The sequence below is a fragment of the Nonomuraea sp. NPDC052116 genome, assembly GCF_040680035.1.
Classification (GTDB): domain Bacteria; phylum Actinomycetota; class Actinomycetes; order Streptosporangiales; family Streptosporangiaceae; genus Nonomuraea; species Nonomuraea angiospora_A.
On sequence record NZ_JBFAWA010000035.1, the window covers coordinates 31462 to 56427 of the forward strand.

Annotated in this window: 24 protein-coding genes; 12 read left to right on the forward strand and 12 right to left on the reverse strand. The window is 71.0% G+C overall.

Going from position 1 to position 24966, the window contains the following annotated elements; all coding sequences use genetic code 11:
* Positions 1–30: 30 nt before the first annotated feature.
* The 3 genes from AB0L65_RS47160 to AB0L65_RS47170 all read right to left on the reverse strand — a co-directional run bounded on the left by AB0L65_RS47160 (position 31) and on the right by AB0L65_RS47170 (position 3259).
* Positions 31–738, reverse strand: coding sequence for a hypothetical protein (locus AB0L65_RS47160; protein WP_364260395.1), 708 nt, complete (start codon positions 736–738; stop codon positions 31–33).
* A gap of 162 nt (positions 739–900) precedes the next feature.
* The gene (locus AB0L65_RS47165; protein ID WP_364260398.1) at positions 901–1833 is read right to left on the reverse strand and encodes an SPFH domain-containing protein; all 933 of its coding nucleotides are present in this window, start codon (positions 1831–1833) and stop codon (positions 901–903) included.
* 85 nt (positions 1834–1918) lie between these two features.
* Positions 1919–3259 (reverse strand): MFS transporter, encoded by a 1341-nt coding sequence (locus AB0L65_RS47170; protein WP_364260401.1) that lies wholly within the window; start codon positions 3257–3259, stop codon positions 1919–1921.
* Between the two features lie 93 nt (positions 3260–3352).
* On the opposite strand from AB0L65_RS47170, the gene AB0L65_RS47175 reads away from it, so the two are divergent.
* From AB0L65_RS47175 to AB0L65_RS47205, 7 genes are all read left to right on the forward strand, one after another.
* Entirely contained in the window at positions 3353–4027 is a 675-nt protein-coding gene (locus AB0L65_RS47175) for a GntR family transcriptional regulator (RefSeq protein WP_364260404.1), read from the forward strand.
* 10 nt (positions 4028–4037) lie between these two features.
* Positions 4038–4412: a DUF2203 domain-containing protein gene (locus AB0L65_RS47180; RefSeq protein WP_364260407.1), complete on the forward strand. Its 375-nt coding sequence runs from the start codon at positions 4038–4040 to the stop codon at positions 4410–4412.
* Between the two features lie 78 nt (positions 4413–4490).
* Positions 4491–5492, forward strand: a complete 1002-nt coding sequence (locus AB0L65_RS47185) for a hypothetical protein (RefSeq protein WP_364260410.1) — start codon at positions 4491–4493, stop codon at positions 5490–5492.
* 5 nt (positions 5493–5497) lie between these two features.
* Positions 5498–6484 (forward strand): hypothetical protein, encoded by a 987-nt coding sequence (locus tag AB0L65_RS47190; protein WP_364260413.1) that lies wholly within the window; start codon positions 5498–5500, stop codon positions 6482–6484.
* 315 nt (positions 6485–6799) lie between these two features.
* A complete protein-coding gene (locus AB0L65_RS47195) occupies positions 6800–7204 on the forward strand; it encodes a hypothetical protein (RefSeq protein WP_364260416.1) in 405 nt (134 codons plus the stop codon).
* Positions 7201–8025 carry a transposase gene (locus AB0L65_RS47200; protein WP_364260686.1) on the forward strand — a complete coding sequence of 275 codons (825 nt, stop codon included), beginning with the start codon at positions 7201–7203 and terminating at the stop codon, positions 8023–8025. Before AB0L65_RS47195 ends, AB0L65_RS47200 begins: the two co-directional genes overlap by 4 nt.
* A gap of 98 nt (positions 8026–8123) precedes the next feature.
* Positions 8124–8753: an alpha-ketoglutarate-dependent dioxygenase AlkB gene (locus AB0L65_RS47205; RefSeq protein WP_364260419.1), complete on the forward strand. Its 630-nt coding sequence runs from the start codon at positions 8124–8126 to the stop codon at positions 8751–8753.
* A 14-nt stretch (positions 8754–8767) separates the two neighbouring features.
* Here the strand turns inward: AB0L65_RS47205 and AB0L65_RS47210 are convergent, their stop codons facing one another.
* The 4 genes from AB0L65_RS47210 to AB0L65_RS47225 all read right to left on the reverse strand — a co-directional run bounded on the left by AB0L65_RS47210 (position 8768) and on the right by AB0L65_RS47225 (position 12886).
* On the reverse strand, positions 8768–9829 hold the full coding sequence (locus AB0L65_RS47210) for an oxidoreductase (RefSeq protein ID WP_364260422.1): 1062 nt from the start codon (positions 9827–9829) through the stop codon (positions 8768–8770).
* A gap of 57 nt (positions 9830–9886) precedes the next feature.
* Positions 9887–10756, reverse strand: a complete 870-nt coding sequence (locus AB0L65_RS47215; RefSeq protein WP_364260425.1) for a D-alanyl-D-alanine carboxypeptidase family protein — start codon at positions 10754–10756, stop codon at positions 9887–9889.
* A gap of 97 nt (positions 10757–10853) precedes the next feature.
* Entirely contained in the window at positions 10854–12044 is a 1191-nt protein-coding gene (locus tag AB0L65_RS47220) for a glycosyltransferase family 4 protein (RefSeq protein ID WP_364260428.1), read from the reverse strand.
* Positions 12041–12886 (reverse strand): sulfotransferase, encoded by an 846-nt coding sequence (locus AB0L65_RS47225; protein WP_364260431.1) that lies wholly within the window; start codon positions 12884–12886, stop codon positions 12041–12043. The genes AB0L65_RS47220 and AB0L65_RS47225 overlap by 4 nt, the downstream gene beginning before the upstream one ends.
* An 89-nt stretch (positions 12887–12975) precedes the next feature.
* Between AB0L65_RS47225 and AB0L65_RS47230 the strand changes: the two genes are divergently transcribed.
* Positions 12976–14154: a hypothetical protein gene (locus tag AB0L65_RS47230; protein ID WP_364260434.1), complete on the forward strand. Its 1179-nt coding sequence runs from the start codon at positions 12976–12978 to the stop codon at positions 14152–14154.
* Here the strand turns inward: AB0L65_RS47230 and AB0L65_RS47235 are convergent.
* The 3 genes from AB0L65_RS47235 to AB0L65_RS47245 form a co-directional block, all read right to left on the reverse strand.
* Positions 14148–14981 carry a carbohydrate ABC transporter permease gene (locus AB0L65_RS47235; protein WP_350727033.1) on the reverse strand — a complete coding sequence of 278 codons (834 nt, stop codon included), beginning with the start codon at positions 14979–14981 and terminating at the stop codon, positions 14148–14150. The genes AB0L65_RS47230 and AB0L65_RS47235 overlap by 7 nt on opposite strands.
* Complete coding sequence (locus AB0L65_RS47240) at positions 14978–15895, reverse strand: sugar ABC transporter permease (RefSeq protein WP_364260437.1); 918 nt, start codon at positions 15893–15895, stop codon at positions 14978–14980. Before AB0L65_RS47240 ends, AB0L65_RS47235 begins: the two co-directional genes overlap by 4 nt.
* A gap of 108 nt (positions 15896–16003) precedes the next feature.
* The gene (locus AB0L65_RS47245) at positions 16004–17338 is read right to left on the reverse strand and encodes an extracellular solute-binding protein (RefSeq protein ID WP_364260440.1); all 1335 of its coding nucleotides are present in this window, start codon (positions 17336–17338) and stop codon (positions 16004–16006) included.
* 206 nt (positions 17339–17544) lie between these two features.
* On the opposite strand from AB0L65_RS47245, the gene AB0L65_RS47250 reads away from it, so the two are divergent.
* Positions 17545–19041 (forward strand): alpha-N-arabinofuranosidase, encoded by a 1497-nt coding sequence (locus tag AB0L65_RS47250; protein ID WP_364260442.1) that lies wholly within the window; start codon positions 17545–17547, stop codon positions 19039–19041.
* A gap of 75 nt (positions 19042–19116) precedes the next feature.
* On the opposite strand, the gene AB0L65_RS47255 is transcribed toward AB0L65_RS47250, so the two are convergent.
* Both AB0L65_RS47255 and AB0L65_RS47260 read right to left on the reverse strand, forming a co-directional pair.
* Complete coding sequence (locus AB0L65_RS47255) at positions 19117–20112, reverse strand: LacI family DNA-binding transcriptional regulator (protein ID WP_364260689.1); 996 nt, start codon at positions 20110–20112, stop codon at positions 19117–19119.
* Between the two features lie 184 nt (positions 20113–20296).
* Positions 20297–20737 carry a MarR family transcriptional regulator gene (locus AB0L65_RS47260; RefSeq protein ID WP_364260445.1) on the reverse strand — a complete coding sequence of 147 codons (441 nt, stop codon included), beginning with the start codon at positions 20735–20737 and terminating at the stop codon, positions 20297–20299.
* Positions 20738–20855: 118 nt separating this feature from the next.
* Between AB0L65_RS47260 and AB0L65_RS47265 the strand changes: the two genes are divergently transcribed.
* The 3 genes from AB0L65_RS47265 (at position 20856) to AB0L65_RS47275 (ending at position 24962) form a co-directional block, all read left to right on the forward strand.
* The gene (locus AB0L65_RS47265; RefSeq protein ID WP_364260448.1) at positions 20856–21362 is read left to right on the forward strand and encodes a nuclear transport factor 2 family protein; all 507 of its coding nucleotides are present in this window, start codon (positions 20856–20858) and stop codon (positions 21360–21362) included.
* 260 nt (positions 21363–21622) lie between these two features.
* Positions 21623–23248, forward strand: a complete 1626-nt coding sequence (locus AB0L65_RS47270) for an ABC-F family ATP-binding cassette domain-containing protein (RefSeq protein WP_364260451.1) — start codon at positions 21623–21625, stop codon at positions 23246–23248.
* The gene (locus AB0L65_RS47275; protein WP_364260453.1) at positions 23241–24962 is read left to right on the forward strand and encodes an ABC-F family ATP-binding cassette domain-containing protein; all 1722 of its coding nucleotides are present in this window, start codon (positions 23241–23243) and stop codon (positions 24960–24962) included. Before AB0L65_RS47270 ends, AB0L65_RS47275 begins: the two co-directional genes overlap by 8 nt.
* Positions 24963–24966 lie beyond the last annotated feature (4 nt).

Genomic DNA, 24966 nt, shown 5'->3' on the forward strand with positions numbered 1-24966 from the left:
CGCGATTCCCGTGATCTCTACAAGCCCATGTCAAGTGGCGAGTTGACTCCCGTAAGCCCGCGCCACAAGCTCGGCGACGGCGCTGTGCGCGCCGAGCGGCTCCGCGTGCCCGGCATTGATCGAGGCGGCGGCCTGCTCGACGATCCCCGTGGGGGACTCGTGGCCGATCATGCAGGGCGCGATGGCCAGGCGCTCGGCGCCCGCCGCGCGCAGCCGCTGGGCCGCCATCGCGATGCCCGGCTCGCTGTCGAGCGAGGCCGAGACGACCGGCAGCGTGAGCCTGGAGGCCAGGAGCACCGCCGTGGCCTGCACCGCGTGCACCGCGCGCTCCCCGCCCACCGTGGCCATGATGACGGCGTCCACGGGGCTGGAGACGTTCAGCAGCCGTACGCGGTCGGCCCTGGCCAGGCCGCGCTCGGCGAGCCTGATGTGCAGGGCCTCGGCCAGCAGCGGGTGCGGGCCGAGCGCCTCGGTGACGACGGCGCCGCTGCCGCTGGCCGCGACCGCCTTGCCGATCTCAGCCAGGACGACCGGATCGTCCCAGGTGAGCAGGGGCACGATGACGGCGTCGCGGCCGGAGGGCAGGGAGTCCGCCAGGTCGGTGACGCTCGTCAGCCGCACCTCGATCTGCGGGTGGTCGAGGCGTACCACGGCCGCGATCTCTTCGGCCACGCCGGCCGCCGCGCCGGGGGTGGCGAGCACGAGCATGGGGGCGTCCGGCGGCAGGGACGTGGGCACGGGACGGCGGTGGCGACCGCCGCCCGGCCGGGGGGAACGTTCACGTACAGGCAGGCTCACAGCCGCGCAGTTTATGCGTATTAGGTGGAGGTTGCTCTGTGAATAGGTGGCGATTCCGTCACAACCAAGACGCTGCGCGCAAAAGAGTCAACCACATCTTGACTACCGCGACGGAACCACGACCGACTGGGGATTCCCGGGGGCGTACACCGTGATGCCCTGCGGCAGCGACTTGAGCTTCTCGATCTCCGCGCACGCCGGGCACTTGTCGTAACCGTCCTGCCTTGCCCGGTTCGCGTCCGCCTCCGCCTTGGCCTGGGCGACCTTCGCCTGCGCCTCGGAGACAGCCGCCGAGGCGGCCAGCGAGCGGTCCACGGCCTGCTGCACCTCGCCCGGCAGCGTCACCTTGGCCAACGTGAAGCGCAGCCCGGTGAGGAAGTCGCCGCCGAGCGTGGCCGGCAGGTCGCGGGCCAGCGAGGCATTGACCGCGTTCTGGACCTTGACGATGTTGGCGTTGCTGTCCTGCGGTTTGAGCGTGGAGCTCTCCAGCAGCGAGCAGGACGGCACGAGCTCGGCGCAGCGCATGGCGCCGATCTGGCCGCGCAGCGCGTTGTCGATCACTGGGCGGACCGCCTGGCCGAAGAACGCCGACCAGCCCTCGTCGCCCTCCCACGCGTAGAGCGAGCGGTCGTCCTGGGCGCGGAAGGTGCGGGTGCCGTACTTGTCGTCGAACGTCCTCAGCGTGTGATGGTCCAGGTTGAGCGTGAAGTAGAGGGTGCCCTCGATGCCGAGGTTCACCCCGTCGCTGCTGGGCACCGTGACCACGTCCACGCCGAGCGTCGTGGCCCGCTTGGGGTCGGCGGTGATCGTGTAGAAGCGCTGCTGCGCCGGGTAGAGGTGGGTGGACGACCACATGCCGGTCCAGGTCAGGCCGGAGCCGGGGTTGATCACCTGGCGTACCTGGTTGTCGTCGAGCGGGCCGCCGTCGCGGATGACGGCCACCTCGCCGCCGCCGGTGCTCTCCAAGCCCCCCAGGCCCCCGATGAGCAGGGGGACGGCGATGAGCGCGGCGACGACGATCAGGGCGATTCTCATCAATACCCCTTCCGCGCGGGCGGCGTTGGCAGCCGCCGCCCGCGGCTTCTCGCGGCGTTTTCCGGCTGAGCTCAGAGCTTCCGGCTCAGGCGAACGGTCCCACCTGGCCGGGCAGGGAGGCCCTGGCCTCGGAGCCGGGGTCGGGCTGCGCGGCCAGGTCGAGGTCGCGGGTCTCCGGGGCGATGGCCAGGCCCAGGGCCGTGACCGCCAGGGCGACCACCACGTAGATCGACACCGCGACCGTGGTCTTGTACGTGTCGAACAGGCTGAGGGCGATGATCGGGGCCAGGGCGCCGCCGACGATGCCCGCCACCTGGTAGCCCATGGAGGCGCCGCTGTAGCGCAGTCGCGTGCTGAACAGCTCGGCGATGAAGGCCGCCTGCGGCCCGTACATGGCGGCGTGGGTGACGAGCGCTACCACGGCGGCCAGCGCGATCAGCGGGAACGATCTGGTGTCGAGCAGCGGGAAGAACGCGAACGCCCACACCGCCGCGCCCACCACGCCCGCGAAGTAGACCGGGCGCCGCCCGAACCGGTCCGACAGCGCGCCGGCCAGCGGGATCAGCACGAGCTGCAGCGCCGACCCGATCAGCACCGCGTTGAGCGCGTACGAACGCGGCAGCTTCAGCACCGTGGTGAGGTAGACGATGATGTACGCGGTGAACGTGTAGAAGGCCACGTCCACCCCGATCCGCGCGGTGAAGGCGGACAGCAGGGCCCGCGGGTGCGTGCGCAGCACCTCCAGCAGCGGCATCTCCGCCTTGGCGCCCTGCTCCTTGACCTGGGCGAACAGCGGCGACTCGGTCACCCGCAGCCGCACCCACAGGCCCACGAACACCAGCACGCCCGACAGCAGGAACGGCACCCGCCAGCCCCACGACAGGAACGCCGCGTCGGACAGCGTGAACGACAGGAGCGTCAGCAGCCCGGTGGCCAGCACGTATCCGGCGGGCACGCCGACCTGCGGCCAGCTCGCGTTGAAGCCGCGCCGCCGCCCGTCGCCGTGCTCCAGCGACATGATCACCGCGCCGCCCCACTCGCCGCCGAGCCCCAGGCCCTGCACGAACCGGAGCACCGCCAGCAGGATCGGCGCGAGCACGCCCGCGCTCGCGTAGCCGGGCAGCACGCCGATGAGGAACGTCGAGACGCCCATCACCAGGAGCGTCACCACCAGCACGGTCTTGCGCCCCGCCCGGTCGCCGAAGTGGCCGAACACGACGCCGCCGAGCGGCCGGGCGACGAACGCCACGGCGTTGGTGGTCAATGACGCCAGCGTCGCGTTGAACGGGTCGAGCGCGGGGAAGAACAGCTTGGGGAAGACCAGGGTCGCGGCCGTGGTGTAGAGGAAGAAGTCGTACCACTCCAGCGACGTTCCGATCAGGCTGGCGAGGATCACCCGCCGGGTCTGTTGCGCGGAGCCTGTCATTCGATCGCTCCTTGTTCGTCTAGGGGGTCCTCTTCAACATAAGAATCGTTGAACAATTCGACAAGAGGTTTGCTCCATGATTCGCTGTCAAATGTGGATAACGTGGTTGCCGATCTCGCTCAGGACCGCCCCCGGCTGGGCCGCAGCAGCACCGCGGAACGGGTGGCCGACATCCTGCGCGACCGCATCAGCGAGGGCTTCTTCCGTCCTGGGCAGCGGCTGTCGGAGGAGTCGATCTCGGAGGGGCTCGGCGTGTCGCGCAACACGCTGCGCGAGGCGTTCCGGCTGCTCGGCCACGAGCGGCTGCTCGACCACAAGCTCAACAGGGGCGTGTTCGTCCGGCTCCCGTCCGCCGAGGACGTCGCCGACCTCTACCGCGTGCGCCGCGTGCTCGAAGGGGCGGCCGTACGGCGCGGCCCGGCCCCCGAGGCGCTGGCGGTGATCAAGGAGGCCGTGCTCGACGCCGAGCGCGCCGCCGAGCAGGACGACTGGCAGGGCGTCGGCACCGCCAACATCCGCTTCCACCAGGCGCTCGTCTCGCTGAACGAGAGCCCCAGGATCGACGAGGCCATGCGCCAGCTCCTGGCCGAGCTGCGGCTGGTCTTCCACGTGATGGAGAACCCGCGGGCCTTCCACGAGCCGTTCGTCGACCGCAACCGGACCCTGCTCGGGCTCCTCGAGTCGGGGCGGCCCGGGAAGGCCGCCGCGTACCTCGACGACTATCTCGACCACGCCGAACGGCTGCTCATCGAGGCGTACACGCCGTAACGTCTGTGGCATGGACCGGATCTTCACCGTTGACGAGGCCCGCGAGCTGCTTCCCGCTGTCATGCGTGACGCCCGCGAGGTGATCGCCGCCCGCGCCGACCTGGCCGAGATCGACTTCGACCGGCGGGCCACGGGGAGCTCCCCGCTCGGCGGCCTGCCCGAGATCAAGGGGCTGCAGGCCCGCATCGAGGAGATCCTCAGCGGGTGGACCGAGCGGGGGATCGAGGTCAAGGGCATCGCGCCGGTGCTGGTCGACTTTCCCGCAGTGATCGACGGGGTGTCGGTGCGGCTGTGCTGGATCGAGGGCGAGCCGGAGCTGGCCTGGTACCACCGTACGGAGCTCGGCTTCGCCGGCCGCCGCCCGCTGGACCCCGGGAGGGCGTGAGCCGCAGCCGTGGCCGATCTGTGACCAACCGCGCACGTCAAGCGGGTGTCTAACGGGGTGAGCGAAAGGATCACACCGATGAGGCACCCCTCAGCGACCGCGGCCCTGCTGGCGTCGGCGGTCATCGGCGGACTGGGGCTCGCGCCCGGCGCCGCCCACGCCCAGTCGAAGTCCCCGGAGGCCCGCGCCGCCTGGGTCAAGACCTGCACCCACAAGAAGGACGACCTCGAATACCCCTGCGGTCACTGGCAGCTGATCATGCGGGACGGCCGCAAGGTCGCCGTGCCCGGCGCGGCCACCTCGCAGATCGACGCCAAGGGCAACGAGGTCCACGACACCCTCACGTTCGCCATCAGCGCCGACGGCCGCGTGATGGCGTACGAGCGCAAGAGCGACCACCGCCTGGTCGTCCAGCCGATCGCGGGAGGCCCGGCCAGGACGCTGCCCAAGGCCGCGGTCCCCAAGGGCTTCGGCACCTCCGACATCGGCGTCTACCTGTCGCCCAAGGGCGACACGGTCGTGATCGACTACGGCGACGAACCCGTGCGCCTGCCCGCCAAGGTCATCACGGTCGCGACCGGCAAGATCACGACGCTGCCCCGCGGGGAGGGCATGTTCGGGTTCAGCGGCGACGGCGACGAGGTGCTGACCAATCGCTACCTGAGCGACAACACGCTCCGCCTGACCGCGCGCCGGCTCGGCGGCGCCTCGATCAAGGCGACCCCGCCCCAGCTCGTCGTGAACGCCCCCACCCTCGCCCTGGCCCCCGACGGCCGGACGGTGGCCGTGTTCACCGCGGGCAACGCCGACACGAAGAAGCCGCCGCGGGTGCGGACCTACGACCTGGCGACCGGACAGCTGTCCGGCGGCGCCGACCTGCCGCTCACGCCCGGCGTGCCGCCGGACCTCGCCTGGTGGGGCCCGGACGGCCTGCTCCACGCGGTGGTGGAGAGCGGTGACGTCGGGGAGACGGCGGTGATACGGGAGCTCACCGTCGATCCCGGCTCCGGGGCGGTCAAGCAGACCGGCCGATACACGATCAGCAAGACCAGGTACGCCTATGTGAAGGCGGGGGAGTGAACGACATGAAAGCCAAGATCTTCGCGGTCCTCGCGGCCGCCGTCGTCGCGGTGCCGGGGGGCGTCGCGTACGCGGAGCCGCAGGCGCAGGCACACGAGCAGGCACATCGGGGGCATGACAGCGTCCGGTACGCCGCCATCAAGAGCTGCGGCAAGGACGGGGACGCCAAGCCGTGCGGCGACTGGCGGCTCGTCATGCACGACGGCAGCCAGAGCACGCTGCACGACGCCCAGACGGTCGCGCTCGACGTGAAGGGCAAGAAGCTCGTCTACGCCTCGGCGCCCATCGCGGTCAGCGGCAACGGCCAGCGGATCGCGTACCTCACCAAGACCGGCAAACTGGCCGTGCGCACGCTCGGGGGCGGCGTCAAGCTGTTCGCCAAGAACGCGCTGCCCCGGGTGGACCAGAACAACATCACCCTGCGCCTGTCCGACGACGGCGCCCGGCTGGCCGCCGTCATCTCCGGCGAGAAGGTCCAGAGCACGCGGGTGTTCGACACCGCCACCGGCGCCCGGCTCGGCTCCGTGCCGGGCAACCTGATCGTGCTGGGCTTCAGCGGCGACGGGGACGAGGTGCTCACCAGCGCCGACGGTGACGAGGGCGTCACCGACCTGGCCGTCTACAGCGACACGGGCGAGCAGCTCGTACGCGGCACGCCGCCGCAGGTCGTGTCGTCCAACTCGCCGCAGGCGCTGTCCGCCGACGGCCGCACGGTCGCGTCCCTCGTGGCGGGGAAGAAGCCGCAGCTCGTCCTGTACGACATGCAGAGCGACCAGGTCGTCGGCCGCAAGAAGCTCAATCTGCCGGCCGGGGACGTCGACATGGTCGACTGGACCGGGGACACCCAGGTGACCGTCCACCTGGTCCAGTACCAGGAGAGCGGCAACAAGATGACCATCGTCCAGATCGACACCGAGACGGGCGCGGTCAAGGTCCGGGACCGGTATCGGATGCTGAAGGGCATGTTCGTCTTCGCGGCGTGCGGCGGCTGACGCTCCCGAGGGGCAAGCCTCCGCCGGTACGGCGCAGGGCCGGGGCGGCCCGTCAGTATGGGGCGGCCCGTCGTCCGGGATGTATGGCGGGCCAGGGGAGGGCGGCGGGCCTTCCCCGGTCGCGCACTGGCCTCACCTTCTCGAGGTGGAGTTCACCGAATTCTCGGAGGATGCCTCGCCTTCAGCTTCAGGCCGGGGAGGAATCGAAGTCTCGCGGAGCAGGGCAGGGATGGCTGAATCGCCGCCCAGACGATCCGGACTCAGACGACAACGAACGCTCAAAATTGTCGTACCTCCTCGATAGATTAAGCGACCGTGACTGCGGTAGCGATTGCGGGCGAGGATGCCGGGTATGCCCGGTACACCTTCCGGCTTCGTGTGTCGCGCACGGCTGGTCGCGCTCTGCTGGGCGAGTGGGACCGTTGCCGCTGGGTGTGGAATCAGTGCGTAGCCACATCCAAGGCCGCGCACTTGCACAATAGGATCCATCCAGAAGACAAGCAGACCTGTGGCCCGGCCCAGCTCGACAAGATGCTGACAGGGTGGCGCGGCGAGCACGAATGGCTCGCGGCGGGGGCGTCGGTGCCGCAGCAGCAGATTATCCGTGACTTCGCCAGGTCCCGCGCCAAGGCACTCAAGGACATCAAGGACCGGCTGCCCGTCTGGCAGCGGGCCGGGATGCCCGCTTCAAGAAGAGGGACCGGGCCGACCCTAGCCTGAACTACACGCGGCGCGGCTTCCGCCTCAAGGACGACCGTCTGCACCTAGCCGGGAACATCGTCCTGACCGTGGTGTGGTCCCGCCGCCTGCCTGCCGACCCGTCCAGCGTGCGCGTTTTCCGGGACGGTCTCGGCCACTGGTATTGCTCTTTCGTCGTGCCCGCCCGGGCCGAACCGCTGCCCGCCAACGGGCGGGCGATCGGCATCGACTGGGGAGTGAAAGAGGTCGCCACCACGACCAGCGATGACTATGACCTGCCGCACGCCGAGTACGGCAAGCAGGCCGCCAAGAGGTTGTCCCGGTACGACCGGATGATGGCCCGCCGCAAACCCGCCCAAGGACAGCCGGGCTCGAAGGGCTACCGCAAGGCGAAGAAGCTGCGCGCAAAGAAGCACAAGAAGATCGCCCGCCAGCGCCAGGACACCGGCCGCAAGTGGGCCAAGAAAGTCGTTCGCGACCATGATGTGATCGCGGTAGAGGACTTCCGTCCGAAGTTCCTGGCCAAGTCCAGCATGGCGCGCAAGGCCGCGGACGCGGCCATCGGCGCGACCAAGCGCGCCCTGCTTGAGATGGCCCGCAAGCACGGCCGTGAGCTGCGGCTCGTCAACCCCGCGCACACCACCATGGACTGCGCACAGTGCGGAGCGAGAGCCAAGCACGCACTACCTCTCTCCGAACGTACCTACACCTGCGCCGTGTGCGGAGCCGTCTCCCCGAGAGACAAGAACTCCGCACGCGTGATGCTGGTCCGGGCTGGTCTGAACCCGGCTGGTGCTGATCGCGTAAGACCTGACCGTCCGCTGGACGGTCAGGCAGCGTGAGCCAGGAATCCCTCGTTTTCAGCAGGCGGGGGAGCAGTCAATCGACCAAGGCGATGGCCAGTCGAATGCGTGTTTGAACAAAGGCATACACTGGCCGCATGACAGCCTCGTTCCAAGCATCTCTGCTCGGCCTCGACGAGGAGCTCGGGGTCGGGCCGCTCGGCGCCACGGTCCGCAGGACTCACCTCGACCACGGCGCCTGGATCGACCTGCGGCCGGGCTGGCTCACGGGGGCCGACACGCTGTTCGAGCGGCTGGCCGGGACGGTGCCGTGGCGGGCGGAGCGGCGGCGCATGTACGACCGGGTGGTGGACGTGCCGCGGCTGCTGAAGTTCTACGACGAGGACGAGACCCTGCCGGATCCGGTGCTCGAGGACTGCCGCCGGGCCCTCGACGATCATTACGGGGAGGAGCTGGGGGAGCCGTTCCGTACGGCGGGGCTCTGCTTCTACCGCGACGGGCGCGACAGCGTGGCCTGGCACGGCGACACGATCGGGCGGGGGAGCACCGAGGACACCATGGTGGCGATCGTCTCGGTCGGCACCCCCCGCCCGCTCCTGCTCCGGCCGCGTGGCGGCGGGCCCTCCATCCGGCGGGATCTGGGGCACGGGGATCTGATCGTGATGGGCGGGAGTTGCCAGCGGATGTGGGAGCACGCGATCCCGAAGACCTCCCGGCCGGCGGGGCCGCGCATCAGCATCCAGTTCCGCCCCCGCGGCGTCCGGTGACACCGCCTACGGGGTTATCGGAGGGTCAGGTGGGCGAGGCGGCCCTGGTCGCCGGAGGCCCAGCAGGAGAGGTCGCGGGTGCAGGACACCGTGTCGAACGATCCGTTGTCGAAGGTCTCCCAGGTGCGCCCGCCCGACCACGTCACGTCGCTGCCCGAAGGCCCCACCGCGATGGCGGCGAACGGCAGGTGCGGGAGCCATGCCACGCCGGAGCGGTAGGCGGGCGGTGGGGTGGTGGCGGGTTGCCAGGTGGTGGCGCCGTCCCGGGTGAGGGCGGCGGCGCTGGGGGAGGGCTGGTCGGGGCGGTAGTCGCCGCCGACCGCGAGGCCGTGGTGGCGGTCGCGGAAGGCCAGGCCGAAGACGCCGCGGGCCGGGTCGCCCGCGGGGATCGGGGTGTCGGAGACCGTCCAGGTGCGTCCGCGGTCGCCCGAGTGGAACACCCGTGACCGCTCCGCCCCGCCGCTGGCCAGCCAGGCGTCCCGGCCGCCCGCGGTGGCCAGGCACTGCCCGCTCGCCGCGAACCCCGCCTCGCCCGTCAGCGCCGGCGGCATCCCGTCGGCCGGCAGCACCCGCCAGCTCCGCCCGCCGTCGTCCGTGGCCAGGATCCGGAACCTGCCGTCCACCGGGTCGCTCATGGCCAGCCCGTGCCGCCGGTCGAAGAAGGCCAGGCAGTCGTAGAACGCGCGGGGCTCGTCGTTCCTGAACGCCTCCGTCCACGTGCGCCCGCCGTCCTCCGTCCGGTAGACGCGCGAGTCCGTGCCTTCGCCGATCGACAGCGCCACGGCCCTGCGCTCGTCGAACGCCTCGATGTCGCGGAACTGGAGCGCGGAGGTGTCGGGCGGGGAGACGTTCTGCCAGTTCCGCCCGCCGTCGACGGTCCTCAGCACGGTGCCGCCCGAGCCCGAGGCCCAGACCACGTCCCGGCTGACGGGCGACAGGCCGCGCAGGCGCGCGGTCACCCCGGTCTCCTTGAGCTCCCAGCCGACCTTGGGGGTCCCGGCGTGGGCGGCGGGGACCGGGGCGGCGAGTACGGCGGCGGCCGCTGACAGCGCACTCAACGCGATTCGAAGCTTCATGTCGGGCAAACTAGTCCAAAGGATCAACACCGTCCATGGTGTCCGCCCGGGCTTCGGTCAGGCGGACTCGCGGGCCGCACCCCAGGACAGCAGCGCCTCCGCCGTGTCGAAGCGGCGGCTGGAGTCCGACTCGCCGAGCAGCGCGCCCACCAGCGTGTGGCCGCGCTTCTCGCCCGCGAACGCCAGCGTGAACCCGGCCGCCCGGGTGAACCCGGTCTTCAGCCCGATCGCGCCCGGCGTCCCGAGCAGCTTGTTGGTGTTGCGCCAGCTGTACGAGCGGTGCTCGGAGGTGGCGTCCAGCGAGTGGTACCGGGTCCCGGCCACTTCCTTGATCAGCGGCACCTGCACGGCCTTGGCCGCCAGCATGCTCTGGTCGCGAGCGGTGGAGTAGCCGTCCCCGCCGCGCTTGGGCAGGCCGTCGGCGTTGACGTACTCGGTGTCGTTCATGCCCAGCTCGCGCGCCGTCGCGTTCATCTTGCCGACGAAGCCGCCGACGCCCGGGCCGTAGGTGCGGGCGAGCGCGTGGGCGGCGTCCGCGCCGGAGGGGAGCATGAGGCCGTACAGGAGCTCGCCGACGGTGAGGCGGTCGCCGGGCCGCAGGTCGGCGGTGGTGCCGCCGCCGTCCTCCGCGTACTGGACGTCCTCCCGCTTGACCTGAACCACGTCCGTGGGCTTGGCGGTCTTCAGGACGACGTACGCGGTCATCATCTTGGTGACGCTGGCGATCGGGAGGCGGTCGTCGGCGTTCTTGCTGAACAGCTCCTTGCCGGACGAGGCGTCCATCAGGTAGGCGGCGCTGCCGTACACCGAGGGCGCGTCCTGCTGGACGGTGTGGACGGGGGCGGCGGCGCTTGCGGGTGCGGTGAGCCCCGTGACCAGGGCAAGGGCACCTGCCGCAGCGGCCAGGTGGGCTTTCCGGATACGCATCGCTCCAGATTGCCGCGCCCTTTGAGATGCTTTTGCCGAAATGGGCGATATTTCGCGACAAAGGGCGCGGAAAGCCCGGCCATGCCGAAGGAATCGGTCAGGTAAATCTTTTCCCGGACGTCCAGAAGTTGTCGGCCACGCGCTCACCCGCCAGCAACTCCGAGAACAAATCCTCCCACAATGGCATCACCAATTCAGGCGCGTACGCACGCGACGCTTTGTGCGCCGCCTTCCCCATCCGCACCCGCAGCTCCCGGTCACCCATGACCCGGCTCAGCGCGGCGGCCAGCGCGTCCACGTCCCGCGGCGGCACGAGCACGCCGTCCACCCCGTCGGTCAGCACGTCCCGGGGTCCGGTCGGGCAGTCGAAGGCGACCACGGGCAGCGCGTGCGTCATGGCCTCGATCATCACCATCGGCAGGCCCTCGAACCGGGAGCTCAGCGCGTACACGGAGGACTCCGCCAGCTCCCTGTCCAGCCGGTCGGTGCGCCCGGCCAGCGACACGTGCTCGCCCAGCCCGAACCCGTCGATGAGCCCCTGCAACTGGCCCTTGCGCGGCCCGGTGCCGAAGATGCGCAACCGCCATTCCGGATGCTCCCGCACCACCTGCGCGAAGGCCGTGATGAGCAGGTCGAACCCCTTCTGCGGCACCAGCCGCCCGGCCGCGACCACGACGGGATTGACCTGCTGGGAACGTTCCTGGTCGGCCTGATGGACCGCGTTCGGGATCTGCACGATGGGGGTCGAGGGCAGCAGGCGCTGGTACTCGAGGCGGTTGGTGCGCGTCAGCACGGTGACCGCGTCGAACCGGCCGTAGTGGCGGGCGATCTCCCTGCGGATGGTGTCGGGGTACGCCGACAGGTTCATGTGCTCCTGGGCGACCCTGACGACGTCCTTGGCGGCGCGGCGGGCGGCGATCAGGTTCAGGGCGGGCCTGGTGGTGACGAGGACGCCGTCGCGCAGGCCGGAGACGTACTCCATCGCCGCCCACTCCACCCGCTCGGTGAAGTAGTCGGCCGCGAACTCGCCCCTCGGCACGATCTTGCCGCGTACCCTGCGCCAGGCCCTGCGCCCGAACGAGTCCGGCACCCTGCCGCCGCGCTGGTCCACCAGCGCGGTGATCCCGACCCGCGGGTCGAGCGCGAACTGGGGGGTGTCGCGCCGCCGCACCAGGCTGACCAGCTCGACGTCGTGGCCCGCGGCGGCCATCGCGTTGGCCTGGTTGACGACGGTGCGGATGGTGCCGCCCATGCCGTACGCGTGCAGCATGAGGTAGCGGATCTTCACGTGAGGTACCCCCAGGTCCGGCACATGGGTTTCAGCGCGTCCGGGACCTGGTCCGCGGAGGGGAGCTCCCGCGCGGGCTGCACGGCGCCGGAGCGGATCTTGTCGCGCCAGTCGCCGAGGCCCTTCTCCAGGACGGACTGCTTCCCGTAGGCGAGCATCCCCGGCTCCCACTCCAGGCCCAGGAACTCGCAGATCTCGCGGGTCACCCTCTCCGGGTCGGCGCTCAGCTCCTCGTACCTGACGGTCAGGCCGGGCAGGGCTGACCTGGCCCGTTGCACGGCCTTCATGTACCGCAGCGCGTCCAGCGCGGCCTCCTCGGGGGTGCGCCTGTCGGGGCTGGCCTCGTGCCAGGACGCGGCGATCGAGGCGGGGTGGCGGAGCAGGAAGACGAAGCGCGCGTCGGGCCAGCAGGCGGCGATGCGCTGGTAGGCGAAGGCGTTCGCGGGGGTCTTGTCCACGATGAACCGTTTGCCGCTGCGTACCAGCTCCCGGTGCAGGACGCGGTCCCACAGCAGATGCTCCAGATCGGCCTGGTTGTGGCCGAGGGCCGTCATCGCCTTGGCCGCCAGGTTCGTGTCGAACTGCACGCGGAGGCGGCGTACGTGCAGCTCGTGAGGGGCGTGCAGGGCGGAGTGGGCGTTCAGAATCGCGCGCAGGAGCGTCGAACCGGACCGCACGGGGGACAGGAGGAAGACGGGGGAGTCGAGCAACCGGTCGGTCGCCGGATCCGCGGGCGGTCTGATCTCGGGAACGGGCTGGGGAGGAGCCGCTTTTCCTACACGTTCGATCTGGAATCCGGTGAACCTGACCAGCGCTTTGTTCATTTTGCGCTGCCAGTTCATGCCGAGGGAGACTACCCATCGTTCCTGGCAATTCCCTGGCAACGGTAAACGGCGGACGTAATCTGATATTTGCCGATACGCTCGCGCGCGTGGACGATCTCGATCGCGTTTCCTGGGGCAAGCTGAAGCACGCCTACGGCCGGGCCACGGACGTGCCCGGCCAGATTCGGGCGCTCGCGTCCGCCGACGAAGGCGAGCGCCAGAAAGCCATGTCGGCGCTCTACGGCAACATTTTCCACCAGGGCACCCGCTTCCCGGCCACCCCGCACGCGGTGCCGTTCCTGGCCCGCCTCGCCGCCGACCCCGCCACGCCCGACCGTGAGCTGATCCTCCATCTGCTCGCCTCCCTGGCCCTCGGCTACGAGGAGGGCCACCTGCCGGAAGGCGTCGGCATCGCGCGCTGGCGCGAGGAGAGCGCGGGCGTGCAGTCCAGGAGCAAGGAGGAGGCCGACGCCCACCTCGAGCAGTGGGTGGCCGAGGCGCCGAACGACGCCGTCCGCAGGGACCGGGCCTACGTCCGGCAGACGTACGACCACAAGCTGGAGCGCATGTTCGACGCCGCCATGCTGGCCTCCTACGACGCCGTCAGAGAGAACCTGCCGATCTCCCTCCTGGCCGACGGGGATCCGCACGTCAGGACGGCCGCGGCGTACCTCGTGAGCTGGTTCCCCGAGGAGGCGGACACCACCGGGCCCGCGCTCGCCGGCCTCGTCGAGGCCGACGCCGGCCCGGTCGCGGTCGCGACGGCGATGTTCGCGCTCTCCCTGCTGCCCTGGCCGGCAGAGGCGTCGGCAGGGGCGTCGGCAGGGGCGATCGAGCGCGGGCTCGGCCACGCCGACGGCCTCGTACGCGACGCCGCCGCGCTGGCGCTGGTCAACCTGCACGGCGAGGACGCGCCCCAGCAGGCCCGCGACGCCGTCGTCAGGCTTCTCACCGCCACCGGCGACACCCCGCTCCCGTACGCCGAGGGCGACCTGGCCACGCTGGCCGCCCGCGTCAGCAAGCGACGCCTGCCCGGTGAGGCGCCCGCCCGGGCCCAGGCCCTCATCGCCCGCCTGGCGGCCGCGAAGCCCGTGGACGCCTTCCCGATCGCGGGCGACCTCCTGGAGACCGTCGCGGACGCGCCGGAGCTACGGCGCGCCGCCCTCACGGCCATCGCCGACCTGGGTGACGACGCGTGGAGCTGGATCAACCTCCAGGAGGTCCTGCGCGCCCACGGCGTCCCGGACGACCGGGACGCCCTGCGGGAGCACCTGCGGGATCACTGACCGGCCAGGCCGGTGTGGGCGACGCCGCGTACGATCTGCCGCTGGAAGAGCACGAACACCACCAGCAGCGGCAGCCCGGCCAGCACGACCGAGGCCATGATCTGCGCGTACCGCAGCCCGAACGTCCCCTGCACCACGTTGGCCAGCCCGACGGGCAGCGTCATCGTGTTCGGGTCGGTGGAGACCAGGAACGGCCAGAGGAAGTTGTTCCAGGTCGTGATGAACGTGAAGATCGACACGGCGGCCAGCACCGGGCGCGACAGCGGCAGCACGATCGTGAAGAACACCCGCCACCGCCCGGCCCCGTCCACGAAGGCCGCCTGTTCCAGCTCCGGCGGCACGTCCTGGAAGAACTTGAACAGCACGTACACGATCAGCGGCGCCGCCACCTGCGGCAGGATGATCGCCCACCAGGTGTCGACCAGCCCGAGCGCCACCATCTCCGCGAACAGTGGCGCGATCAGCACGTGCGGCGGCACCATGATCCCGGCCAGGATCACCGCGAGCAGCACCCGCTGCCCCTTGAACTGTGTGCGCGCGAACCCGTACGCGGCCATCGCCGAGAACAGCACGGTCAGGAACGTGACGATCACCGCGGTGACGGTCGAGTTGATCGCCCACTTGACGATGCCGCCGGTGCCCAGGACCAGCCGGTACGAGTCCAGCGTGATCTCGCTGCCGAACCACTGCAGCGGGACCTTCGTGGTCTCGGTCTCCGGCTTGAGCGAGGTGGCGATCGCCCAGGCGATGGGCGCGAGCCAGACGACCGCCAGGGCCAGGGCGACCACCAGCAGGACGAGCTGGCTGAAGCTGAACCGCTTGGTCATGACGAGACCTCCGTCCGCTTGCGGAACAGCCGCAGCTGCGCCAGGGAGACGATGACGATCAGGACGAACAGGATGTACGAGACGGCCGAGGCGTAGCCGGTGCGGTAGCCGGTGAAGCCGACGTCGTAGGCGTACTCGATGATCGGCCTGGTGGAGTCCTGCGGCCCGCCGGCGGTCATCAGGTAGATCTGGTCGAACACCTTCAGCGACGCCAGCAGCTGCAGCACCACGATGAGCGCGGTCGTGCGGCCGAGCAGCGGCAGGGTGATCGAGCGCAGCTTGTCCCAGGCCGAGGCGCCGTCGATGGCGGCGGCCTCGTACAGGTGCTGCGGGATCGACTGCAGCGCGGCCAGGTAGAGCAGGAAGTTGAAGCCGACCGTCCACCAGACCGTGGTCAGCACCATCGACCACATGGCGACCGACGGGTCGCCCAGCCACAGCGTGTCCGTGCCGAGCGTGCCGTTGAGCAGGCCGTAGTCGGGCGGGTAGATCATCTGCAGCCACAGCAGCGACACGACGGCGGACGGCAGCAGGAACGGCCCGAAGAACGACAGCCGCCACAGCCACTGCACGAACCGCAGGTGGTGCACCAGCAGCGCGAACCCGAGGCCGAGCAGCACCAGCGGGACCGTGCTCAGCACGGTGAACACCAGCGTGTTCCACAGCGAGTGCCACATGCGCGGGTCGGCGAACGCCTCGGCGTAGTTGGCGAACCCGACCAGGTGGTTGTTGCCGCCCGCGATGTTCACGCTCGACAGGCTCATCCGGAAGCCGAGCACCGTCGGCCAGACCAGGAAGGCCAGGTAGATCAGCAGGAACGGCGCCACGAACAGCAGCCCGTGCTGCGTCCAGCCACGCCGGACCTTCGCCTGGGCGACGGGGGCGGCGGTCGCGGGGGCGGCGACAGTGGTCATGCGCCCTCCTTCGTCGGTCGCACGACCAAGGTGCCGTGTTCATTGGTGACCTCGACAAGCTCGGTCATGCGCGCTCCTTCGTCGGTGCGATGACCTCGACGAGCTCGGTCATTGGCGCTCCTCGGCGGGGAAGGGGTTCGGGGCGGACAGCAGCCGGTCGAGCGCCGCCTTGGCCGCGGCCAGGCCCTCCTCCGGCGTGTGGTCCCCGGTGATGACCGGGGAGAAGGCCTGCCCGAACTCGAGCCACAGCCGCGACGCCGACCCGGCGAACCACACCTGCGGGTCGAGCGCGACGTCGGTGATGACCGAGCGGTACTCCGACTGCGGCTGGAGAGCCAGGTACTCGGGCTCCTCCAGCGCCGGCAGGTACGCGGGCACGTGCCCGGCGACCGCCCAGTCCGCGCTGTTCTTGACCAGGTAGGCGATGAACCGGTACGTGGCCCGCTCCACCTCGGGGTCGCGGTCGCGCTGGTGCGGCAGCACGAACGAGTGGCAGTCGGCCTGCGCCGCCCCCGAGCCGAACACGTTGGGGAACCGGGTCATGCTGAACGGCGTCTTGCGCTCCTTGAGCCCGGTGGTCTCCCAGTCGCCGTTCCACAGGAACGCGGCCTGGCCGTTGGTGAAGTTGGCCACCGAAGCCCCGTAGTCGGTGCGCCGGTCGCACAGCCCCTCCTCCCCGAGCCGGCGCATGAACCGCAGCACCTCGAGCGCCTTGGCGTCGTCGATCGCGATCTTGGTGCCGTCGTCCGACAGCAGCGTGCCGCCGCTCTGCGGGTAGAGCGAGTACCACACGCGCCAGGGGCCCACGGTGCCGATGCCGAGCGCGTCGTAGGCCAGCGGGGGCTTGCCGCCCATCACCTCCTTGGCCTTGTTCAGCGCCGCCACCAGCTCGTCCACGCCCGTCGTGGGCTTCAGCTTGCCGTCGGGGCCGAGCAGCCCGGCCTTCCCGCAGATGTCGGTGTTGTAGTACTGCACCATCGGGTGGGCGTCGAACGGGATCGCGTACAGCATTCCGTCGAGGTGGGCACGCTCCCAGATGGGCGGGCTGAAATCGGCGGCCCGCAGGCCGACCTCCTCCAGCAGCTTCACGTTGATGGGGTCGAGGATCTGCCCGGCGCCGATCCCGGCGAGGCGGGCCAGGTGGAAGGTGGCCAGATCGGGGGAGCGGCCGCCGGAGCCGGCCATCGCGATCTTCGTGTAGTACGGCTCGCCCCAGGCGAGCACGTTCTCCTCGACGAAGATGTCCGGGTTGTCCTTGGCGAACGCCTGGACCATCTTGTTCATGATGATCCCGTCGCTCGCGCCGAGGAAGTGCCAGTACTGGACCCGGGTCCGGGACGAGCCGAGCCCGACGGGGATGGCGCATCCGGTGGCGGCGGCGCCGGCGAGTGCGAGGCTTCCGCCGAGAAGCAGGCGGCGGGAGATGTGAGGGGGATCTTGCACGGTGGCCTCTTCCTGCGAGCTGTCGCTTTCCGCTGAGGTCGGGGGCCGTTTGTTTCGATGGGGTTACCCGAGTGTTAGCGGTAACAACCGGCGTGTCAAGCCCCTCCCTGACCAGCGCCACCTGGTGGCGCACCCCTTGACCGGCCTCCTTGTTATCGCTAACAATCTGGATCACGTAACGCCCGCGAAACCCAGGAGATCTCTCCGTGCACCAGGCAAAACTCACGCTCGATCCCGCGTTCAAGGTCGCCCCGGTCCGGCGGCGCACCTTCGGCACGTTCGTCGAACACCTCGGGCGCTGCGTCTACACCGGCATCTTCGAGCCGGGCCACCCGTCGGCCGACGAGGACGGCTTCCGCGGCGACGTGCTCGACCTGACCAGGGAGCTGGGGGTGTCCACGGTCCGCTACCCGGGCGGCAACTTCGTCTCCGGCTACCGCTGGGAGGACGGCGTCGGACCCGTCGATCGGCGCCCCCGCCGGCTGGACCTGGCCTGGCACAGCACCGAGACGAACGAGGTCGGCGTGGACGAGTTCGTCCGCTGGTGCCGCAAGGCCGGCGTCGAGCCCATGATGGCGCTCAACCTCGGCACCCGCGGCATCGAGGCGGCCCTCGACCTGCTGGAGTACTGCAACCACCCGTCCGGCACCGCGCTGTCCGACCAGCGCATCGCCAACGGCTCCAAGGAGCCGCACGGGATCAGGATGTGGTGCCTGGGCAACGAGATGGACGGCCCCTGGCAGACCGGGCACAAGACCGCCCACGAGTACGGCCGGCTCGCCGCCGAGACCGCCCGCGCCATGCGCATGGTGGACCCGTCCCTGGAACTGGTCGCCTGCGGCAGCTCCAGCTCCAGCATGCCGACCTTCGGCGCGTGGGAGGCCACGGTGCTGGAGGAGGCGTACGACGTGGTGGACTACATCTCCTGCCACGCGTACTACGAGGAGAAGGACGGCGACCTGGGCAGTTTCCTGGCCTGCTCGACCGACATGGAGTACTTCATCCGCTCGGTCGTGGCCACCGCCGACTCCGTCGGCGCCCGGCTGAAGTCGCGCAAGCGGATCGACATCTCCTTCGACGAGTGGAACGTCTGGTACCTGTCGCGCTTCCAGAACGCCGCGCCGCCCGCCGACTGGCCGATCGCGCCGCGGCTGCTGGAGGACCACTACCACCTGGCCGACGCCGTCGCCTTCGGCGGCCTGCTGATCACCCTGCTGCGCAACAGCGACCGGGTCACGGCCGCGTCGCTGGCCCAGCTCGTCAACGTCATCGCGCCCATCGTGACCGAGCCCGGCGGGCGGGCGTGGCGCCAGACCACCTTCCACCCGTTCGCGCAGGCGTCCCGGCTCGCGGCCGGCGACGTGCTGCGGGTGGAGCCGGTGTCGCCGTCGTACGAGACGGCGCAGTTCGGCGAGGTGCCGCTGCTGCACGCGGTGGCCACGCACTCGGAGGAGGGCACGACGCTGTTCGCCGTCAACCGCTCGACCGACGGGCCGCTCTCGCTGGAGATCGACACCCGGGCGCTCGGCGGCGCCCGCATCGTCGAGGCAACCACCCTGACGGACCCGGACGTCTACGCCCGCAACACGGCCGACGACCCGGACCGGATCGCGCCCCGGGCCAACCCGGACGTGGAGCAGGACCCGGCCCGCGTGCTCCTGCCCCCGGTCTCCTGGAACGTGATCCGCCTGGCCCGCCCGTAACCACCACACCGGGCTGACCGTTGGCGCTCAGCCCGGCCCCTTTGCGGGGCTGACCGCTGACGCCCAGCTCGGCTCCTACGCCTCCGGGGCCGGGGCCGGGGCCGGGGCGGTGCTCTCCCTTACGACCAGCTCGGGCTCCACCAGCCGCCGCGCGTCGACCGACGCTCCCGCCATCCGGTCCAGCAGCAGGTGGAAGGCGTGCCGGCCCACCTCGTGGAAGTCCTGGCGTACGGTCGTCAGCGGCGGCCAGAAGTACGCCGACTCGGGGATGTCGTCGAACCCGGCCACGCTCACGTCCTCCGGCACCCGCCGCCCGGCCTCACGCAGGGCGCGCAGCACGCCGAGCGCCATCTGGTCGTTGGACGCGAACACGGCGGTGACCTCGGGATCCCGGGCCAGCTGCTGCCCGAGCTGGTAGCCGGAGCGCGAGCTCCAATCACCCCGCAGCACCTCGGGCACCGGCCGGTCGGCGGACTCCAGCACGCCCCGCCACCCCTCGATGCGCCCGTTCGCGTCGAGCCAGTCGGCGGGCCCGGCCACATGCCACACCGTGCGATGGCCGAGGCTGAGCAGGTGCCGGGTGGCCCTGGCGGCGCCCGTACGCTGATCCACCTTGGCCACGGGCACGGGGATGTCGTCCCCGGCGTCGACCGCGACCACGGGCATCTCGGCCGGCAGATGCCGCAGCCCGTCGGCGGCCGACTCATGCGGCGCGACGATGATCACCCCGTCCACGGCCTGGTCGCGCAGCCGTTCCACGCCTTCCTCCATCGACCTGCGGCTGAGCGAGGGCAGGCTGGCGATGCTCACGTTGAACCCGGCGTTCCTGGCGGCCTGCTCGATGCAGTAGAGCGTGGAGGCGGGCCCGTACAGGGTGGTGTCGATGCTCACCACCCCGAGCACCCCGGACCGCCCGGTGACGAGCTGGCGCGCGGCCTGGTTGGGCCGGTAGTCGAGCTCCTGCACGGCGGCGAGCACGCGCGCCCTGGTCTCGGCCCGCACCCGATCCGGCGCGTTGAGCACGCGCGACACGGTCATGGCCGAGACTCCGGCGAGCACGGCTACGTCCATGAGCACCGCAGGCCTGCCGTCCCTGGATCTCACGGAGGCTCACCCCCTTGCCGATAACGCTAACAGCCGCCGATCCCGAACGCGCGGACCATTATCACCGCCCGACCCGCCTCCCGAAAAGCACGGCCTTCCACGACGGGGCCGCTTCGCGCTCCGAATTCCAGACAGCGCCTCCCACGCTGTTTCAGGCGCCTTCGACGATGTTCCACAGCATGCTGTGGAACTTGGCATGCTCGGAAGCCGGGATGGCGGCGAGGCGTTCGCTGATGGCCGCGTCGCGGGCCACGGCGACCTGGTTCTTCACCTCGACGCCCCTCGGCGTGGCCGCCGGAATGCGGACGCGCCGGTCGCGTTCGGAGACGTTGCGGACGATCAGGCCGTCCTTCTCCAGGCGGTCGATGATGGCCACCAGCGTCGTCTTGTCGATGTCGAGCTCGCGGGCGATCTCGAGCTGAGTGCGCTGAGAGCCGTCGCTGACCAGGGCGAGGACGAGCCAGTCCCGCAGGTCGGCGAGGCCGGCCGCGCGCGACACCCTGTTGAAGGCCTCCTTGAGCGCCTCGGCGGCGCGGTGGGCCAGCCAGGTCAGGTCTTCGCTCGGGACGGGGCGGTCACTGTCTCGGTGCACGAGCGGATGCTATCGCATGATCCTCGGATGGTCCGGTCTCATATCGTCTTGCTCCGGATAATCTATCTCCGTATGGTTGAGCTCTCGGAGACCGCCCTCAACGGCTGGGAGAACGCGCATGACCACCGACCTCGAAGCCCGGATCCGCCGGCTCGAAGACCGCGTCGAGATCGTCGAGCAGGTCACCAAGTACGCGATCGGCGTCGACCGCCGTGACTGGGAGCTGTTCGCCGCCTGTTTCACCGACCCCGTGTACACCGACTACTCCGAACTGGGCAGCCCGGCCGGAAGCTTCGCCCGCGACGAGGTCGTCCGCCGCATCAGCGAGGCCCTCGACGGATTCACCGCCACACAGCACCTCAGCCCCAACCATGTCGTCGAATTCGACCCGGACGATCCCGACCGGGCGATCTGCCACTCCGCCATGTACGCGCAGCACCTCCTCGAAGGGTCCGAGCGCGGCGACTTCTACCTGCTGCGCGGCTCGTACACCAACCACATGCTCCGCACCCCGGACGGCTGGCGCATCGAGCGCATCGTCCAGCACGTCGGCTGGGCCGACGGCAACCGCGGCGCGGTCGCGGAAGCCGTGGCGCGGACCCGGGCGAAGGGAATCAGGGGATAGCTGGGGCGCGGGCCCGGGGGAAAGGGACCAGGGGATAGCCGGCGCTCGGCGGGTGCTAGGGTGTGAAACGCTCGTGATCAGAAGCTAGGAGACCAGACGTGGCAGGTGACGACGACATCTCCGGGTGATACCGGAGATTGACCGGCCCCGGCAGGCGCACATGACCGCCGCCGATGTGGCCCTCGTCGTCATTCCCGAACCCCTGTCCCCTTTACCGGGCGGCTTCGGCGCGCCCGCGTTCTCTCACGAGGTCTTCTCGCATGTCCGACGCGTTCATCATCTGCTCCAGCCTGTCCTTCTCCTGGCCTGACGACACGCCCGTCTTCAGCGACCTGTCCTTCACCGTGGGCGGCGGCCGTACGGGCCTCGTCGCCCCCAACGGCGCGGGCAAGAGCACGCTGCTCAAGCTGATCGCCGGCGAGTACCGGCCCGGAGGCGGGAGCGTGTCCGTCGGCGGGCTGCTCGGTTACCTGCCGCAGAGCCTGCCCCTCACCGGCGACCTGACCGTGGCCGAGGTACTCGGCATCGCCCCGGTGATCGCCGCGCTGGACGCCATCGAGTCGGGCGACGCCAGTGAGGAGCACTTCACCACGATCGGCAACGACTGGGACATCGAGGAGCGCACCCGCGCCCAGCTCGACCGGCTCGGGCTCGGCGATCTCGTGTTCGACCGCACGCTGCGGACGCTGAGCGGCGGCCAGGTCGTCTCGCTCGGCCTGGCCGCGCAGCTGCTCAGGCGGCCCGACGTCCTGCTGCTCGACGAGCCGACGAACAACCTCGACCTCGCCGCCCGCCGCCGGCTCTACGACGTGCTCGGCGACTGGAACGGCTGCCTGCTCGTGGTCAGCCACGACCGGGCCCTGCTCGACCGGATGGACCGCATCGCCGAGCTCGACCGGGGCGAGGTCCGCTTCTACGGCGGCGACTTCACCGCGTACGAGGAGGCCGTACGCGCTGAGCAGGAGGCCGCCGAACGGAACGTGCGCAGCGCCGAGCAGGAGCTCAAGCGCGAGAAGCGGGAGATGCAACAGGCCCGCGAGCGCGCCGACCGCCGGGCGAGCAACGCCGCCCGCAGTCTCAAGAGCGCCGGGCTGCCGCGCATCTTCGCCGGGAACATGAAGCGGGGCGCCCAGGAGTCGGCCGGGCGGGCAGGCCAGATGCACGCCTCCCGCGTCAGCGACGCCAAGGCCAGGCTCGACGAGGCCGGGCGGGCACTGCGCGACGACCAGAAGATCACGCTGGAGCTGCCGGGTACGAACGTGCCCGCCGGGCGCACGGTGTTCCACGGCGAGCACCTGCATGCCCGCGGCCTGTTCGCCGAGCCGGGCGTCGACCTGACGGTCCGCGGGCCCGAACGCATCGCGCTGACCGGCCCCAACGGCGCGGGCAAGTCGACCCTGCTACGCCTGATCAGCGGCGACCTGGCACCCGACGGCGGCACGACCAGGCGGGCCGACGGCCGGGTCGCCTACCTGTCGCAGCGGCTCGACCTGCTCGACGTCGAGCGCACCGTGGCCGAGAACCTGGCCGCGTTCGCCCCCCGCAGGCCGGAGGCGGAGCGGATGAACCTGCTCGCCCGCTTCCTGTTCCGCGGCGCCCGCGCGCACCTGCCGGTGGGTGTGCTGTCGGGCGGTGAACGGCTGCGCGCGACGCTGGCCTGCGTGCTCTGCGCCGATCCGGCTCCGCAGCTCCTGCTGCTCGACGAGCCCACCAACAACCTCGACCTGGTCAGCGTGGGGCAGCTGGAAAGCGCGCTCGGCTCGTACGAGGGGGCGTTCGTGGTGGTCAGCCACGACGAACGGTTCCTGGCGGAGATCAGGGTGGAGCGCAGGCTGGAGCTGTCCGGCGGCCGGCTGCTGGAGACCGGAGGGCCCGCCGGTGAGTGACGCGCTGCTCGCCCGCGACCTCGTACGGACGCTGGGCACGCGGCGCGTGCTCGACGGCGTCACCCTCACCGCCGCCCCCGGCCGCCGGATCGGGCTGATCGGCGAGAACGGCGCGGGCAAGTCCACCCTGCTGCGGCTGCTGGCGGGGGTGGACCAGCCCGACTCCGGCACCGTCGTCCGCCCGGCCGACCTCGGCTTCCTGCACCAGGAGCTGCCGTTCGCCAGCGATGCCACGGTCGCCGACCTGCTCGACGACGCTCTGCGCGAGGCGCGCGCGGACCTGGCCGAGCTCGACCGGCTCACCCGGGCGCTCGCCGGGGCCCCGGACGACGCCGCTCTGCTCGAAGCGTACGGAGCCCGGCTCGACCAGGCCCAACAGCGCGAGTCCTGGGACGCCGACCGGCGCGCGGAGATCGTCCTCGACCGGCTCGGCCTGGGTGGCGCGCCGCGTTCCCGTGCGCTCGCGTCGCTGTCGGGCGGGCAGCGCGGGCGGCTCGCCCTGGCGGCGCTGCTCATCAGGCGGCCCGCGGCACTCCTGCTGGACGAACCCACCAACCACCTGGACGACGCCGCCGCGGTGTTCGTGGAGGAGCAGCTGTGCGGCATGACCGGGGCCGTGGTCGTGGCCAGCCATGACCGGGCGTTCCTGGACGCGGTCTGCACGGACCTGGTCGACCTCGACCCCGCGGTGGACGGGCCTGTCCGGTACGGGGGCGGGTACGGCGCGTACCTGGCCGAGAAGCGGGCCGAGCGGGAGCGCTGGGAGCAGCGGCACGTGGAGGAGCAGGCCGAGCTCGGCGAGCTGCGCCGGTCCGTCGCGGTGACGGCGCGGCGGGTGGCGCTGGACGGGCTGCGGCGCGACAACGAGAAGATGGGGTACGGGCACCGCGGGGGGCGCGTGCAGAGCCAGATCTCGCGCAGGGTACGCAACGCCGCCCGGCGGCTGGCCGAGCTGGAACGCGACCAGGTCCCCGCCCCACCGGCGCCACTCCGCTTCCACCCTCCTGCCCTGGCCTCCCACTCGCCGGAGGACGCCGCTCCGGCCCTGGCCTCTCACGCGCCGGACGACGCCACTCCCGCCCTGAGCACCCCCGCGCCCGAGGGCGCCGCACCCGACTCGCCGGAGAACGCCGCTCCCCACGCGCCCCTGCTGTCGTTGAGGGACGTACGGGTGCCGGGACGGCTCGCGATCGACCGGCTCGACGTGTCGCCAGGGGAGCGCTTGCTGATCACCGGACCGAACGGCGCGGGCAAGTCGACGCTCCTGGCGGTACTGGCCGACCGGCTCGACGCGGAGGGCGAGGTGCGGCGGCGGCGCGGGCTGACCGTCGGGCTGCTGGCCCAGGACACCGTGTTCGAGCGGCCGGACCGCACGGTGCGGGAGACGTACGAGCTGGCACTGGGAGCGGAGCGCGCCGAGTCCATCCCGCTGCGCTCCCTCGGCCTGATCGGCCGGCGGGACGTGGACCTGCGGGTGGGCGAGCTGTCCGTCGGCCAGCGCCGGCGGCTCGCGCTGGCGCTGCTGGTGGCGGACCCGCCGGAGGTGCTCCTGCTCGACGAGCCCACGAACCACCTCTCGCCCCGCCTCTCCGACGAACTGGAGGAGGCGATGGGCACGGCGGGACCCGGCGCGATCGTGATCGCCAGCCACGACCGGTGGTTGCGGGCGCGCTGGCAGGGCCGTCACCTCCGGCTTCACCACCGCGACAGGTGACGCC

Excerpts from the sequence above, each read along its gene's own strand:
- AB0L65_RS47165 (WP_364260398.1), bottom strand. The coding sequence starts at position 1,833 with ATGAGAATCGCCCTGATCGTCGTCGCCGCGCTCATCGCCGTCCCCCTG.
- AB0L65_RS47170 (WP_364260401.1), bottom strand. The coding sequence starts at position 3,259 with ATGACAGGCTCCGCGCAACAGACCCGGCGGGTGATCCTCGCCAGCCTG.
- AB0L65_RS47180 (WP_364260407.1), top strand. The coding sequence starts at position 4,038 with ATGGACCGGATCTTCACCGTTGACGAGGCCCGCGAGCTGCTTCCCGCT.
- AB0L65_RS47185 (WP_364260410.1), top strand. The coding sequence starts at position 4,491 with ATGAGGCACCCCTCAGCGACCGCGGCCCTGCTGGCGTCGGCGGTCATC.
- AB0L65_RS47190 (WP_364260413.1), top strand. The coding sequence starts at position 5,498 with ATGAAAGCCAAGATCTTCGCGGTCCTCGCGGCCGCCGTCGTCGCGGTG.
- AB0L65_RS47205 (WP_364260419.1), top strand. The coding sequence starts at position 8,124 with ATGACAGCCTCGTTCCAAGCATCTCTGCTCGGCCTCGACGAGGAGCTC.
- AB0L65_RS47210 (WP_364260422.1), bottom strand. The coding sequence starts at position 9,829 with ATGAAGCTTCGAATCGCGTTGAGTGCGCTGTCAGCGGCCGCCGCCGTA.
- AB0L65_RS47215 (WP_364260425.1), bottom strand. The coding sequence starts at position 10,756 with ATGCGTATCCGGAAAGCCCACCTGGCCGCTGCGGCAGGTGCCCTTGCC.
- AB0L65_RS47225 (WP_364260431.1), bottom strand. The coding sequence starts at position 12,886 with ATGAACTGGCAGCGCAAAATGAACAAAGCGCTGGTCAGGTTCACCGGA.
- AB0L65_RS47235 (WP_350727033.1), bottom strand. The coding sequence starts at position 14,981 with ATGACCAAGCGGTTCAGCTTCAGCCAGCTCGTCCTGCTGGTGGTCGCC.
- AB0L65_RS47240 (WP_364260437.1), bottom strand. The coding sequence starts at position 15,895 with ATGACCACTGTCGCCGCCCCCGCGACCGCCGCCCCCGTCGCCCAGGCG.
- AB0L65_RS47255 (WP_364260689.1), bottom strand. The coding sequence starts at position 20,112 with ATGGACGTAGCCGTGCTCGCCGGAGTCTCGGCCATGACCGTGTCGCGC.
- AB0L65_RS47265 (WP_364260448.1), top strand. The coding sequence starts at position 20,856 with ATGACCACCGACCTCGAAGCCCGGATCCGCCGGCTCGAAGACCGCGTC.
- AB0L65_RS47270 (WP_364260451.1), top strand. The coding sequence starts at position 21,623 with ATGTCCGACGCGTTCATCATCTGCTCCAGCCTGTCCTTCTCCTGGCCT.